We start from the raw sequence: 13476 nt of genomic DNA on the forward strand, positions 1-13476 counted from the left end.
TTTACTCCACCGCCCACTCAGGCTCGTTGGCCGTGCGGCGGCTGTAGTTCTGATAAATCGCCATTGCCAACAGCGAGAAGAAGATCGGGCCTCCGGTCATCCACAATGCGCTGTTCCAGTCCCCAGCTTCAATCACCGGCTGGATGATGGTGAACACATTGGCAAACGTCACCACCAGCACAACCACCGATGTGGCCAGTAACGTCGCCGCTCGGGTTTTAAAGACAACAAACGGTCTTTCCAGGCCCGTACGGGCTTTAAAGAACGGAAACGCCAGCGCGAGGAACAGATACGGTAGCGTCATCGAGACGTTCGCCATCAGCGTCAGTTTGTTATAGAACGCTGAAGCCGTATCGCCGCCAAACGAAACCAGCAGGATAAACAGGCTCACCAGCAGGCACTGCAACCACATTGCCGTCGTCGGCATCCCCACGGCATTCAGTTTGGTCATCGGCGCTGGCCACAGCGCCTTCGGCGTTCCCTGAATAATCGCTTTCAGTGGCGAATAGCTGAGCGTGAAAAAAGCGCCGGTATAAGCGAGAAACATAGAAAGCCCGGTGATACGCGCGAACCACACCCCCGTCGCCATCGCGGTTTCAGGAGAAAGATGCAGCGCGTTACCTAACGTCATCCCGAGGCTTTTCATCAGGATATACGTTATATTGCCGAGGTTGACCGAGCTATTGCTTAATACTTGCTGCCAGTTGGTGCTAACGCCCCATAAAAATATAGCCAGTGAATAACCTACAGAAATGACAATCGCGGCAAAGACAATGCCTTTCGCAAAGTTCTTTTCTGGCTTTTCTGTTTTATCAACTAATCCCCCCACGGCTTCTATTCCGCCGTATGCAAAAATGGCAAACACAACAAATGACAACATGGCCAGACCGGACTGATATCCCGGATTAGGTGAGGAGATGAAATTAATATCCTGCGCAAAGTGACCACCAGTTAATAACAAAATAGCGACACTCACTAACAACAGAACTAAATTAAGACACATTACGGCAATTCCGCCTACAGCCGTAATACGAGCAATCTTATTAATACCCCGGGAGGCCACGCAGGTTACCAGAATCATCCAACCGACGGCGAGCACCCCGACGACCTGCGTAGGCTCAAGCCCCGCAAAACGCCAGTGCTGCGTCATGTCTGCGCCAAATAAGAAGGTTGAAAAAGGTACCCAGACTTTTGCTGCGGTGCTTACCATCCATATTACATAGGAAGAAAACCACATAAACGTGCCGATAAACGCATAGCGTGGCCCAACGCTATTATTCATCCACGAATAGATTCCGCCCTCTTCTTTCCGATAGGCAGCCCCCATTTCCGCCATCATTAAAGCAAATGGGATAAAGAATAATAATGCAGAAAATATATACCACGGAATCGCGCTATACCCCATTAAATAGAATGCGGAGGGGCTATTCGCAAAACCGAAAACAGACGTAAATATCATGAGGATGAGACCTATTAGGCTCATCTTTTTTATTGTTTGGGTCATTAAACCATCCCTTACTCTGGCAAGCGTTTAACAAACGCCACTCACCGGTTGGCACTGCCCTCTTTTCAGAGTTCAGCGATAGAAAAATCAACACAGAATTGATACCTGAACGATATCAAATATCCAGGAGTAAATTGTGGCTATTAGAGGGTAAATGAAAAAATATGCTACAAAGTGGCTATTTCACCGCCACTTTGTATTGAAGGAGAGTACGTTACGCGCGATCGACGGTAAATGCGATAACCTCGGCCAGGCTCTCTGCGCCCAGCGCCAGCATCACCAGACGGTCAACGCCCAGCGCCACGCCAGAGCAATCCGGCATACCCACTTTTAACGCTTCAAGCAGGTTGGTGTCGATAGGTTGCTGCGGCAAGCCACGTGCGGCACGTTTGCGGTTATCCTGCTCAAACCGCTGCTGCTGTTCGCGCGCGTCGGTCAATTCATGGAAACCATTCGCCAGCTCAATACCTTTGTAGTAAACCTCGAAACGTTCAGCCACGCGGTGATCTTCGGTACTGATTTGCGCCAGTGATGCCTGGCTGGCCGGGAAATGATACACAAACGTCGGTTTGTCTTTGCCAATATGCGGCTCAACGCCCACCGTAAACAGCAACTGCAGTAAGGTGTCCCGGTCTTCTTCGGTATCGGCGATATTACTGAGATCCAATTTCGCCGCCACTTCCCGCAGTTGGGTTTTATCTGCAGACAGCGGGTCTATCTCCAGATGGCGCTGGAAGGCTTGCTGGTAAGAGAGACTTTCCGCAGGTGAGCAGTCCAGCACCTGCTGGAGCAAATCATCCACTTCATTCATCAGGCGATACATATCGTAGTGCGGACGATACCACTCGAGCATGGTGAATTCAGGGTTATGATGACGCCCCATCTCTTCATTACGGAAGCTGCGGCACAGTTGATACACCGGGCCGCATCCTGCCACCAGCAGGCGCTTCATATGGTATTCCGGGCTGGTCATTAAATAGAGATTCATTCCCTGGGAGTGTCCAGGGCCGACGAAACGCGTTTCGAACGGGAACAGATGGATGTCCGTTACCGTTGCCTGACTCATACAAGGGGTCTCAACCTCAAGCACGCCACGATCGGCAAAAAAGCGGCGAATCTCCGCTATAATTGCTGCACGTTTTAACAGATTGGGGATGGACGCGCTCGGCTGCCAGGTTGCCGTTTCGCTCATGGTTGTTTCTCCGATTTAAGACAAGGGCACGAAGTCTACTCGTATCGCGTTAACGAGACAAATTTCGCGCGCCAATAATCCACACTGGCAATTGGATAAAAAAAGCGACATGGGGTGGTTTAGTAATTAAATTAATCAAATTCAATGATAATTCCCCCCTTTGACACGCTAAAAAAATCGAACACGTCAAATTTCCCGCACATCCCTGAGACTATACTATTGTACCTATAAAGGAGCAGTGGAAACGCGTTCATAACCTGTTTGAAGCCGATGAAGCATCTGATTTCAGGCAGGAATGAAATAACAACAATCTGGAGGAATGTCGTGCAAACCTTTCAAGCCGATCTTGCCATTATAGGCGCCGGTGGCGCGGGATTACGTGCTGCAATTGCTGCCGCACAAGCAAATCCCAACGCTAAAATCGCACTGATCTCAAAAGTGTACCCAATGCGCAGCCATACCGTTGCTGCCGAAGGCGGCTCTGCTGCTGTCGCGCAGGATCATGACAGCTTTGACTACCATTTTCACGATACGGTAGCAGGCGGAGACTGGCTGTGTGAGCAGGATGTCGTGGATTACTTTGTCCACCACTGCCCAACTGAAATGACGCAACTGGAACAATGGGGCTGCCCATGGAGCCGCCGTGAAGACGGTAGCGTCAACGTACGTCGCTTCGGCGGTATGAAAATCGAGCGTACCTGGTTTGCCGCGGATAAAACCGGCTTCCACATGTTGCATACGCTGTTCCAAACATCTTTGCAGTTCCCGCAGATTCAGCGCTTTGACGAACACTTCGTTCTGGATATCCTGGTTGATGATGGCCATGCTCGCGGCCTGGTTGCCATGAACATGATGGAAGGCACGCTGATGCAGATCCGTGCTAATGCTGTTGTGATGGCAACGGGCGGCGCAGGTCGTGTTTACCGTTACAACACCAACGGCGGCATCGTAACTGGCGACGGTATGGGCATGGCGCTGAGCCACGGCGTTCCGCTGCGTGATATGGAATTCGTTCAGTATCATCCGACGGGTCTGCCAGGCTCTGGTATCCTGATGACCGAAGGCTGCCGTGGTGAAGGCGGTATCCTGGTCAACAAAAACGGCTACCGTTATCTGCAAGATTACGGCATGGGTCCGGAAACCCCGCTGGGCGAACCGAAAAACAAATACATGGAACTCGGTCCGCGCGACAAAGTTTCTCAGGCTTTCTGGCACGAATGGCGTAAAGGCAACACCATTTCCACCCCGCGTGGCGATGTGGTTCACCTCGACCTCCGTCACCTCGGCGAGAAAAAACTGCTCGAACGTTTACCGTTCATCTGTGAACTGGCGAAAGCCTACGTGGGTGTCGATCCGGTTAAAGAGCCGATCCCGGTACGTCCTACCGCGCACTACACCATGGGCGGTATCGAAACCGATCAGCACTGTGAAACCCGCATTAAAGGTCTGTTCGCTGTGGGCGAATGTTCCTCTGTTGGTCTGCATGGCGCTAACCGTCTGGGTTCTAACTCCCTGGCGGAACTGGTGGTCTTCGGTCGTATGGCCGGTGAACAGGCTGCAGAACGTGCTGCAACGGCTGGCGCTGCAAACAGTGCCGCGCTCGATGCGCAGGTTGCTGGCGTTGAAAAACGTCTGAAAGATCTGGTTAACCAGGAAGGTAACGAAAACTGGTCTAAGATCCGTGACGAAATGGGCCTGTCCATGGAAGAAGGTTGCGGTATCTACCGTACACCGGAACTCATGCAGAAAACCGTTGATAAACTGGCGGAGCTGCAGGAACGCTTCAAGCGCGTACGTATCACTGATACCTCCAGCGTCTTCAACACCGACCTGCTGTACACCATCGAACTGGGTCACGGTCTGAACGTTGCTGAATGTATGGCGCACTCTGCTCTGGCGCGTAAAGAATCCCGCGGCGCGCATCAGCGTCTGGATGAAGGCTGCACCGAGCGTGACGATGTGAACTTCCTCAAACACACCCTCGCCTTCCGCGATGCTGACGGCACGACTCGCCTGGAATACAGCGACGTGAAAATCACCACTCTGCCACCGGCTAAACGTGTTTACGGTGGCGAAGCGGAAGCAGCCGATAAGAAGGAGAAGGCGAATGGCTGAGATGAAAAACCTGAAAGTTGAGGTGGTGCGCTATAACCCGGAAACCGATACCGCGCCGCACAGTGCTTTCTACGAAGTTCCTTATGATGAAACCACGTCACTGCTGGATGCGTTGGGCTACATCAAGGATAACCTGGCACCGGACCTGAGCTACCGCTGGTCCTGCCGTATGGCGATCTGCGGCTCCTGCGGCATGATGGTCAACAATGTACCTAAACTGGCGTGCAAAACCTTCCTGCGTGATTACACCAACGGCATGAAGGTTGAAGCGCTGGGCAACTTCCCGATTGAGCGCGATCTGGTCGTCGACATGACGCACTTTATCGAAAGCCTGGAAGCGATCAAACCGTACATCATCGGTAACCCGCGTACACCGGATCAGGGTCCAAACACCCAGACTCCGGCGCAGATGGCGAAGTATCATCAGTTCTCCGGTTGCATCAACTGTGGTCTGTGCTACGCCGCGTGCCCGCAGTTCGGCCTGAACCCAGAGTTCATTGGACCGGCTGCGATTACGCTGGCGCATCGTTACAACGAAGATAGCCGCGACCACGGTAAGAAGGAGCGTATGGCTCAGTTGAACAGCCCGAACGGCGTCTGGTCCTGTACTTTTGTGGGCTACTGCTCCGAAGTCTGCCCGAAACACGTCGATCCGGCTGCGGCCATTCAGCAGGGTAAAGTTGAAAGTTCAAAAGACTTTCTTATCGCTACCCTGAAACCACGCTAAGGAGTGCACGATGACGACTAAACGCAAACCCTATGTGCGACCAATGACGTCCACCTGGTGGAAAAAGCTGCCATTTTATCGTTTTTACATGCTGCGCGAAGGCACGGCGGTTCCGGCAGTCTGGTTCAGCATTGAACTGATTATCGGCCTGTTTGCACTCAAGCATGGTGCAGAGTCCTGGATGGGCTTTGTCGCCTTTTTGCAAAACCCGGTGGTGGTGATCCTGAATATTATCGCCCTGGCAGCAGCGCTGCTGCATACCAAAACCTGGTTTGAGCTGGCGCCAAAAGCTGCCAACATCATTGTAAAAGACGAAAAAATGGGGCCAGAGCCGATCATCAAAGGTCTCTGGGCAGTTACTGTGGTTGCGACAGTAGTAATACTGTTTGTTGCCCTGTTCTGGTAAGGAGTCCGGAATGATTAATCCAAATCCAAAACGCTCTGACGAACCCGTATTCTGGGGCCTGTTTGGTGCAGGCGGTATGTGGAGCGCAATCATTGCGCCGGTGATGATCCTGCTGGTCGGCATTATGCTGCCGCTGGGCTTTGTTCCTGATGCTTTCAGCTATGAACGCGTACTGGCATTCGCTCAGAGCTTCATCGGACGTGCGTTTCTGTTCCTGATGATCGTTCTGCCGCTGTGGTGCGGTTTACACCGTATGCACCACGCGATGCATGACCTGAAAATCCACGTGCCTGCGGGCAAATGGGTATTCTACGGACTGGCAGCTATCCTGACCGTTGTAACGGCTATTGGGATCCTGACCATCTAATCGCATGCGTTAATTATCAGGCCCGCCAATGGCGGGCCTTTTTATTAGTGCAGCATCCCGGTCAACCAGCGGGAAAACTCACGCATCGCGGACGTCTCCGGACGAGATTGTAAACGCGTTATCCAGTAACTCCCCAGATCAATCTGCGTTAAAAAAGGCTGCACGATACGTTCACTACTGAGCAAATGCGTGAACATTCTTACCGGTGCAATTGCCACACCAATCCCCGCCTGCGCGGCTTCCAGCATTGAGACGGACGAGTCAAACACCACCACGTTGTGCGTCGGTGACGGAGGCGCTTCTCCGGCGGCCTGCATCCAAAGCGTCCATTCATCACGCCGATACGATCGTAATAACGGAAATTTCAGGATGTCCACAGGTGCTTTAATCTGCGAGGCCAATGTCGGTGAACACAGCGGAGACATCAGCGCGGTACACAAATATTGCGCATCGGTATCGTGCCAGGCTCCTCCTCCGTAGCGAATAGTATAATCCAGCCCTTCGGCGGCGGGATCTACACGGTTATTGTGGGTGGAAATATGCAAATCAATATGCGGATAGTGGCGCTTAAAGTCGCTCAACAGAGGGAAAAGACAGCCGACCGCAAAGGTCCCCACCACGCCAATTTTTAGTTTTTCCTGAGTCTGTTTAGTGGCAAAACGATCCAGCATCCCCGCCATACGATCGAAAGAGTCATTAAGTACAGGTAACAGACTTTCCCCTTCAGTCGTCAACATTAACCCTCGAGAACCACGCACAAAAAGCTGACAATTCAGCTGTTGCTCCAGCGCTTTCACATGCTGGCTTATTGCAGAATGCGTCACGTTGAGCTCAATCGCAGCGCGGGTAAAGCTGAGATGTCTGGCCGCTGCTTCAAAAGCCCGCAGCGAGTTAAGGGGGATATAGCTACGCGTCATTATCTGGCCTGTTAGAAAAACTTATATCTGCTGCTAAATTTAACCGTTTGTCAACACGGTGCAAATCAAACACACTGATTACGTCTGACGGGCCCGGACACCCTTTCGCTTTTAATTACGGAACTGATTTCATGATGAAAAAATCGATATGCTGCGCGCTGCTGCTGACAGCTTCGTTCTCCACGTTTGCCGCCGCAAAAACAGAACAACAAATTGCCGATATCGTTAACCGCACCATCACACCGCTGATGCAGGAGCAGGCTATTCCGGGTATGGCCGTTGCGATTATCTATCAGGGGAAACCTTATTACTTTACCTGGGGTAAAGCCGATATCGCCAATAACCGTCCAGTCACTCAACAAACGCTGTTTGAACTCGGATCGGTCAGTAAAACGTTCAACGGCGTGCTGGGCGGCGATGCTATCGCCCGCGGCGAAATTAAGCTCAGCGATCCGGTCACGCATTACTGGCCTGAACTGACTGGTAAGCAGTGGCAGGGTATCAGCCTGCTGCACTTAGCCACCTACACGGCAGGCGGCCTGCCGCTTCAGGTTCCGGACGACGTTACGGATAAAGCCGCGTTACTACGCTTTTATCAAAACTGGCAGCCGCAATGGGCCCCAGGCGCTAAACGTCTTTATGCTAACTCCAGCATTGGTCTGTTTGGCGCCCTGGCGGTGAACCCCTCAGGCATGAGCTACGAAGAGGCGATGACCAAACGCGTCCTGCGCCCCTTAAAACTGGCGCATACCTGGATTACGGTTCCGCAGAGCGAACAAAAAGATTATGCCTGGGGTTATCGCGAAGGAAAGCCAGTGCATGTATCCCCTGGGCAACTTGATGCCGAAGCCTACGGGGTGAAATCGAGCGTTATCGATATGACCCGTTGGGTTCAGGCCAACATGGACGCCAGCCAGGTTCAGGAGAAAACGCTCCAGCAGGGCATCGAGCTTGCGCAGTCACGTTACTGGCGTATTGGCGATATGTACCAGGGCCTGGGCTGGGAGATGCTGAACTGGCCGGTGAAGGCCGACTCGATAATTAGCGGTAGCGACAGCAAAGTGGCACTGGCAGCGCTTCCTGCCGTTGAGGTAAACCCGCCCGCGCCTGCCGTGAAAGCCTCATGGGTGCATAAAACGGGCTCCACTGGCGGATTCGGCAGCTATGTTGCTTTCGTTCCAGAAAAAAACCTTGGCATCGTGATGCTGGCAAACAAGAGCTACCCAAACCCTGTTCGCGTCGAGGCCGCCTGGCGCATTCTTGAAAAACTGCAGTAACGGACAAGGAGGCCCTGGATATAGGGCTTCCTTTCTTTCTCTTTTTTTCCTGCTGTCATCTACACTTAACAAAAATCCAGCAAGGAAAATCCCATGCGCATTCTGCCCGTCGTTGCTGCAGTTACGGCTGCATTTCTGGTTGTCGCTTGCAGCACCCCAACACCCCCGAAAGGTGTTACCGTAGTAAATAACTTTGATGCCACACGCTATCTGGGCACCTGGTATGAAATTGCGCGTTTCGACCATCGATTCGAGCGCGGACTGGAAAAAGTGACTGCTACCTACAGCCTGCGCGACGACGGCGGTATCAATGTTATTAACAAGGGCTATAACCCGGACAGAGGAATGTGGCAGAAAACGGAGGGGAAAGCCTACTTCACTGGCGACCCAAACCGCGCTGCGCTCAAGGTCTCGTTTTTTGGCCCCTTCTATGGCGGGTATAACGTGATTGCCCTCGACAGGGAATATCGTCACGCGCTGGTTTGCGGGCCGGATCGCGACTACCTGTGGATCCTTTCACGGACCCCTACTATTTCAGATGAAATGAAACAGCAAATGCTGGCCATCGCGACCCGGGAAGGGTTTGAGGTGAATAAGCTGATTTGGGTAAAACAGCCTGGCGCTTAGTGGGTGCTCAGCTTGAGGCCAATAATACCGGCCACAATCAGCCCGAGGCTCAGTAACCGCGCCGGGCTGGCAGATTCACCCAGCAGCAGAATCCCTGTAATGGCCGCCCCGACTGCGCCGATACCGGTCCATACGGCATAGGCGGTTCCTACAGGCAACGTACGCATTGCCCAGGAGAGCATGGCGATACTGACGATCATTGCCACAATAGTGATAATGCTTGGCGTCAAACGCGTAAACCCGTGGGTATATTTCAGGCCAATCGCCCAGACAACTTCGAGCAGACCTGCAATTAATAAAACGATCCAGGACATATCAGGCTCCAGAACAATGGGGCCGTCCCCGGTGAAAGAAGCGTTTGCAGGTCGTCCTGCAAAGCTGATGTGTGAAATGGCATTTTTGCCCGAGAGAAAATGAATTTCAACCTTTTTATTCGCTGCCCGCTAAAAGCAAGAATTAAGCATAATTAACGGCGTAATTCCCGCATTTAGCACTCATCGGAGTTCTCTATGATGAAGGGCTTTCTGAATCCGGAAAGTCGATTGCCTCTCTTCTGAATGCGAAAAAGTTATGCTTAAAATTTTAGTGATTGACCGGTGCCACTTTACCCGCACAGGGATTGAGGCCTTGCTTAATCATTCTGGCAGGTTCAGCTCCTCATTTCTTGTGTCAGGGATCAATAATCTCCTGTTAGCAAAAGAGCATATTTTGCAGTGGAAGCCGCATCTGGTGATCGCGGATTTATACAGTTTTATTAGCGAGACGCATACCAGTCCGCCAATTAAACCCTTTTTCATGAGCTGCGGCGTCATCCCGCTGATTTTACTGCAATCAGTTGAAAGACAGCACACCTCAATTGCTTCCTCTCAATCCGTCGCCTATTCGGTCTTAACCAAGCACACCACGCTGAACGCGCTCTCACACACGATTCAGGAGGCGCTACAGCTTCGCCCCACATTAGAAATAGCCGAAAACGCGACTCCGCTGCTTACGCCGCAGGAGGAGAAAGTATTGTCGATGTGGATGGATGGTGTGAGTAACAATGCGATAGCCGCCGCACTCAGCATTCATGGCAAGACGGTCTACACCTATAAACGGAATATCCGCATGAAACTGCACATGGGGAACCGCTTCTCACCATTTCTCTCACTCCCAGGGAAGGGTAATTAACGGTACGACGTGACGTCGTACCGTTCATGATTATTGTTGAGCTTTTGTCGCTGCACCAGAGATTGCGCTACCGCCCTCAGAGATATCCTGCCCAACACCTTTCGTGGTATTGCACGCAGTCAACACTGAAGAAAGAACCAACACAGAAAAGATCGCAGCAATTGTCTTTTTAACCATAACGTCTTCCTTTTCTAGCCAATATTGTTTGTGTATAGCTCATTAATAATAGACAAGATCCGCATGTGTGATGGATAAACAACCGTTTTTAAGACTATGAGAGAGTGTTAGCTGGCGGCGTGAGAGATTGAATTGCCAAGATGTTTGATGTCTTCACCGAAGCCGCGCGCGGTATTACAACCCGCCAGGAGAGTGCTGGTGAAAAGGATGAGCATTACAAGACCGAGAAGACGTTTCATCATTCCTGCCCTGGAAAAAGTATGGCGCAGCAACCTGCGCCATAAGATCAAATAGATATCTTATTTTACGCGAGAAACGTATTCGCCGGAGCGAGTATCCACTTTGATCACTTCACCGATCTGTACGAACAGCGGAACTTTAACGACTGCGCCAGTAGACAGAGTAGCCGGTTTGCCGCCAGTACCAGCGGTATCGCCTTTCAGACCTGGGTCAGTTTCAACGACTTCCAGCTCAACGAAGTTTGGCGGAGTCACGGAGATCGGCTGACCGTTCCACAGGGTCACGATGCATTCAGCCTGGTCCAGCAGCCATTTAGCGTTATCGCCTACCGCTTTCTCGTCTGCAGCCAGCTGTTCGAAAGTGGTGTTATTCATAAAGTGCCAGAACTCACCGTCGCTATACAGGAAGGTCAGGTTCATGTCGGCTACGTCTGCGCCTTCAGCGGAATCGGTAGACTTGAAGGTTTTCTCTACGCGAGTACCGGTCAGCAGGCGACGCAGCTTAACGCGCGCAAATGCCTGGCCCTTACCTGGTTTAACGAATTCGCTGGCTTCAACCGCATAAGGTTCGCCGTCCAACATGATTTTAAGACCAGCACGAAAATCGTTGCTATAGTACGTTGCCATAAGGCCCTCTGAAAATTGTTAACTGGTAGCTAAGCCACAAAATGGCGCATATTGTAACCCTAAATACCCCATCCAGAGAAGATTGGTTATCGCAACTTGCCGATGTTGTGACCAATCCTGATGAACTTCTGCATCTTTTGAATATAGACGCAGATGAAAAACTGTTGGCCGGACGCGACGCGAGACGACTTTTCGCCCTGCGCGTACCTCGCGCCTTTATTGCTCGTATGGAAAAAGGCAATCCGGACGATCCGCTTTTGCGTCAGGTACTTACTTCCCAGGAAGAGTTTGTTGCTGCACCTGGCTACTCGACCGATCCGCTGGAAGAACAGCACAGCGTGGTCCCCGGTTTGCTGCATAAATATCGCAATCGGGCGCTGTTGTTGGTTAAAGGCGGTTGCGCGGTAAATTGTCGCTATTGCTTCCGCCGACACTTCCCGTATGTCGAAAACCAGGGCAATAAGCGCAACTGGCAGGTCGCCCTGGACTACATTAGCGCGCATCCTGAGCTGGATGAGATTATCTTCTCCGGTGGTGATCCGCTAATGGCCAAAGACCATGAACTGGACTGGTTACTCACGCAACTGGAAGCCATCCCGCACATTAAGCGTCTGCGCATTCACAGCCGTTTGCCGATTGTGATCCCTGCGCGCATTACTGAAGGACTGGCCCAGCGCTTTGCGCGTTCCTCCCTGCAGATTCTGCTGGTCAACCACATTAACCACGCCAATGAGGTCGATGAGGCGTTTCACCAGGCGATGGTCCGACTGCGTACCGCTGGCGTCACGCTACTCAACCAAAGCGTTTTGCTGCGTGGCGTGAACGATAACGCACAAACGCTGGCGAACCTGAGCAACACTCTGTTTGATGCGGGGGTGATGCCCTATTACCTGCACGTACTGGACAAAGTGCAAGGTGCCGCCCACTTTATGGTCAGCGACGATGAGGCACGTCACATTATGCGTGAACTGCTGACGTTGGTTTCCGGCTATATGGTCCCCAAACTGGCGCGAGAAATTGGCGGAGAGCCAAGTAAAACGCCGTTGGATCTGCAACTACGCCAACAATAACCATTATTGAGTGTCCGATTTCGGACACTCACCACGATTACTTATTATTTAAATCCTCACAAGTGGAGCCACGCTTTTAATCTGTGCTATTTTAATTAGCGCTATAAAATCATTAATTCATAATTTGTATTAGTAGAACCAAATTCAGAATATTAATAAATATATGGTTAGGGAGAACCTTTTATGGCTATAAGTATTAAGGGCATTAATACCGGTGTTATTCGTCAAAATAATGAATTTATTGCTTTAGCATTAAAGATAAAAGAACCAAGGAATAAAACGTCGTTATTTTTTCTTTCTCCGCTTGGGCTAAGAGATCTGCTTATCGCCCTGGAAAGCAGGCTATCCGTCAAACATCAGCTTAGCGAAGAAGAGCATGCGCAATATGAGAAGGAATGCGATAAAGTCAGCAAAAAGATGCACGGAAATATTCCTTTGATTCAGGAAGATGAGCTAAAAAATGCCGACATTAATCGTCGCATAAATTCGCTGATGTTAGTGGATGACAAAGGCGAAAACTTAACATTTTCTCTGACACTGCATGATGGACAAACGTGTGAATTACTGGTTAATGAACTACAGATTGGGGTGCTGATCCATGCTGTTATTCATGCAATAAATAATGCTGGCATGCGGGAATTAGCGCTACGAATTACATCGCTGCTGGATTTCCTGCCGCTGTACGATGTTGATTGCCGGGCAAACGACAATCTGGAATACGACTCTTATACGCACCCCGAATGGAAACAAAGCCTGTTTAATCATTATCTGGCGATTATTTACCGCTATACGGATGATCAAGGAAAAGCCCAGTTCTGTGGTTCGGTAGTAAAAACTCGCGCCCCTTCCGGCAGCAAAGAGGCCGAAGCCATTACTCGCCGTCTTCTCGATTTCAGCCCACGGCTGAAAAAGCTTGCTGGTGTACCGTGCCAGGTGTTTGTCAGAACGTTGACGGGTGATAAGGCGCAAAAGCTCAATCAGGATCAGTGCCTGCGCGCGCTGCATCATTTACGCGCTCAGTCTGCGCATAACGCTCAAAATACCTGATGTTTCTGCGCTTA

16 protein-coding genes are annotated in these 13476 nt (G+C 51.2%); 9 read left to right on the top strand and 7 right to left on the bottom strand.

The window, feature by feature from the left end; translation table 11 throughout:
* Nucleotide 1: 1 nt before the first annotated feature.
* Nucleotides 2-1504 carry a glutamate/gamma-aminobutyrate family transporter YjeM gene (gene yjeM / locus HV350_RS22145; protein ID WP_181629330.1) on the bottom strand — a complete coding sequence of 501 codons (1503 nt, stop codon included), beginning with the start codon at nt 1502-1504 and terminating at the stop codon, nt 2-4.
* Nucleotides 1505-1718: 214 nt separating this feature from the next.
* Nucleotides 1719-2696, bottom strand: a complete 978-nt coding sequence (epmA, locus tag HV350_RS22150; protein WP_181629331.1) for an elongation factor P--(R)-beta-lysine ligase — start codon at nt 2694-2696, stop codon at nt 1719-1721.
* 324 nt (nt 2697-3020) lie between these two features.
* On the opposite strand from epmA, the gene frdA reads away from it, so the two are divergent.
* The 4 genes from frdA to frdD are packed head-to-tail and all read left to right on the top strand — an operon-like array spanning nt 3021 to nt 6311.
* Complete coding sequence (gene frdA, locus HV350_RS22155) at nt 3021-4811, top strand: fumarate reductase (quinol) flavoprotein subunit (RefSeq protein WP_016151402.1); 1791 nt, start codon at nt 3021-3023, stop codon at nt 4809-4811.
* Entirely contained in the window at nt 4804-5538 is a 735-nt protein-coding gene (gene frdB, locus HV350_RS22160) for a fumarate reductase iron-sulfur protein (protein WP_006686291.1), read from the top strand. Before frdA ends, frdB begins: the two co-directional genes overlap by 8 nt.
* A 10-nt stretch (nt 5539-5548) precedes the next feature.
* The gene (gene frdC / locus HV350_RS22165) at nt 5549-5944 is read left to right on the top strand and encodes a fumarate reductase subunit FrdC (protein WP_016151401.1); all 396 of its coding nucleotides are present in this window, start codon (nt 5549-5551) and stop codon (nt 5942-5944) included.
* Nucleotides 5945-5954: 10 nt separating this feature from the next.
* On the top strand, nt 5955-6311 hold the full coding sequence (gene frdD, locus HV350_RS22170; protein ID WP_003025535.1) for a fumarate reductase subunit FrdD: 357 nt from the start codon (nt 5955-5957) through the stop codon (nt 6309-6311).
* Between the two features lie 44 nt (nt 6312-6355).
* On the opposite strand, the gene ampR is transcribed toward frdD, so the two are convergent.
* Nucleotides 6356-7228: a LysR family transcriptional regulator AmpR gene (gene ampR, locus HV350_RS22175; RefSeq protein ID WP_181629333.1), complete on the bottom strand. Its 873-nt coding sequence runs from the start codon at nt 7226-7228 to the stop codon at nt 6356-6358.
* Between the two features lie 131 nt (nt 7229-7359).
* Here ampR and HV350_RS22180 point away from each other — a divergent pair, with 131 nt between their 5' ends.
* The gene (locus tag HV350_RS22180; protein ID WP_063859873.1) at nt 7360-8505 is read left to right on the top strand and encodes a class C beta-lactamase CMY-83; all 1146 of its coding nucleotides are present in this window, start codon (nt 7360-7362) and stop codon (nt 8503-8505) included.
* A 93-nt stretch (nt 8506-8598) separates the two neighbouring features.
* Complete coding sequence (locus HV350_RS22185) at nt 8599-9132, top strand: lipocalin family protein (protein ID WP_016151398.1); 534 nt, start codon at nt 8599-8601, stop codon at nt 9130-9132.
* On the opposite strand, the gene sugE is transcribed toward HV350_RS22185, so the two are convergent.
* Nucleotides 9129-9446: a quaternary ammonium compound efflux SMR transporter SugE gene (sugE, locus tag HV350_RS22190; RefSeq protein WP_016151397.1), complete on the bottom strand. Its 318-nt coding sequence runs from the start codon at nt 9444-9446 to the stop codon at nt 9129-9131. The genes HV350_RS22185 and sugE overlap by 4 nt on opposite strands.
* 256 nt (nt 9447-9702) lie before the next feature.
* Between sugE and HV350_RS22195 the strand changes: the two genes are divergently transcribed.
* The gene (locus tag HV350_RS22195) at nt 9703-10302 is read left to right on the top strand and encodes a LuxR C-terminal-related transcriptional regulator (protein ID WP_016151396.1); all 600 of its coding nucleotides are present in this window, start codon (nt 9703-9705) and stop codon (nt 10300-10302) included.
* A 30-nt stretch (nt 10303-10332) separates the two neighbouring features.
* On the opposite strand, the gene ecnB is transcribed toward HV350_RS22195, so the two are convergent.
* From ecnB to efp, 3 genes are all read right to left on the bottom strand, one after another.
* Nucleotides 10333-10479: a lipoprotein toxin entericidin B gene (gene ecnB / locus HV350_RS22200; RefSeq protein WP_016151395.1), complete on the bottom strand. Its 147-nt coding sequence runs from the start codon at nt 10477-10479 to the stop codon at nt 10333-10335.
* Nucleotides 10480-10586: 107 nt separating this feature from the next.
* On the bottom strand, nt 10587-10721 hold the full coding sequence (gene ecnA, locus HV350_RS22205; protein ID WP_040232999.1) for a lipoprotein antitoxin entericidin A: 135 nt from the start codon (nt 10719-10721) through the stop codon (nt 10587-10589).
* 57 nt (nt 10722-10778) lie between these two features.
* A complete protein-coding gene (efp, locus tag HV350_RS22210; RefSeq protein ID WP_003025478.1) occupies nt 10779-11345 on the bottom strand; it encodes an elongation factor P in 567 nt (188 codons plus the stop codon).
* Between the two features lie 41 nt (nt 11346-11386).
* Here efp and epmB point away from each other — a divergent pair, with 41 nt between their 5' ends.
* Entirely contained in the window at nt 11387-12415 is a 1029-nt protein-coding gene (gene epmB, locus HV350_RS22215; protein WP_181629334.1) for an EF-P beta-lysylation protein EpmB, read from the top strand.
* A 183-nt stretch (nt 12416-12598) separates the two neighbouring features.
* Nucleotides 12599-13462 (top strand): YjeJ family protein, encoded by an 864-nt coding sequence (gene yjeJ, locus HV350_RS22220; protein ID WP_181629335.1) that lies wholly within the window; start codon nt 12599-12601, stop codon nt 13460-13462.
* Nucleotides 13463-13476: the final 14 nt, after the last annotated feature.

Origin of the sequence: Citrobacter sp. RHBSTW-01013, assembly GCF_013781985.1 — a bacterium.
Classification (GTDB): Bacteria; Pseudomonadota; Gammaproteobacteria; order Enterobacterales; family Enterobacteriaceae; genus Citrobacter; species Citrobacter braakii.

Excerpts from the sequence above, each read along its gene's own strand:
- yjeM (WP_181629330.1), bottom strand. The coding sequence starts at position 1,504 with ATGACCCAAACAATAAAAAAGATGAGCCTAATAGGTCTCATCCTCATG.
- epmA (WP_181629331.1), bottom strand. The coding sequence starts at position 2,696 with ATGAGCGAAACGGCAACCTGGCAGCCGAGCGCGTCCATCCCCAATCTG.
- frdB (WP_006686291.1), top strand. The coding sequence starts at position 4,804 with ATGGCTGAGATGAAAAACCTGAAAGTTGAGGTGGTGCGCTATAACCCG.
- frdC (WP_016151401.1), top strand. The coding sequence starts at position 5,549 with ATGACGACTAAACGCAAACCCTATGTGCGACCAATGACGTCCACCTGG.
- frdD (WP_003025535.1), top strand. The coding sequence starts at position 5,955 with ATGATTAATCCAAATCCAAAACGCTCTGACGAACCCGTATTCTGGGGC.
- ampR (WP_181629333.1), bottom strand. The coding sequence starts at position 7,228 with ATGACGCGTAGCTATATCCCCCTTAACTCGCTGCGGGCTTTTGAAGCA.
- HV350_RS22180 (WP_063859873.1), top strand. The coding sequence starts at position 7,360 with ATGATGAAAAAATCGATATGCTGCGCGCTGCTGCTGACAGCTTCGTTC.
- HV350_RS22185 (WP_016151398.1), top strand. The coding sequence starts at position 8,599 with ATGCGCATTCTGCCCGTCGTTGCTGCAGTTACGGCTGCATTTCTGGTT.
- sugE (WP_016151397.1), bottom strand. The coding sequence starts at position 9,446 with ATGTCCTGGATCGTTTTATTAATTGCAGGTCTGCTCGAAGTTGTCTGG.
- HV350_RS22195 (WP_016151396.1), top strand. The coding sequence starts at position 9,703 with ATGCTTAAAATTTTAGTGATTGACCGGTGCCACTTTACCCGCACAGGG.
- ecnB (WP_016151395.1), bottom strand. The coding sequence starts at position 10,479 with ATGGTTAAAAAGACAATTGCTGCGATCTTTTCTGTGTTGGTTCTTTCT.
- ecnA (WP_040232999.1), bottom strand. The coding sequence starts at position 10,721 with ATGATGAAACGTCTTCTCGGTCTTGTAATGCTCATCCTTTTCACCAGC.
- efp (WP_003025478.1), bottom strand. The coding sequence starts at position 11,345 with ATGGCAACGTACTATAGCAACGATTTTCGTGCTGGTCTTAAAATCATG.
- epmB (WP_181629334.1), top strand. The coding sequence starts at position 11,387 with ATGGCGCATATTGTAACCCTAAATACCCCATCCAGAGAAGATTGGTTA.
- yjeJ (WP_181629335.1), top strand. The coding sequence starts at position 12,599 with ATGGCTATAAGTATTAAGGGCATTAATACCGGTGTTATTCGTCAAAAT.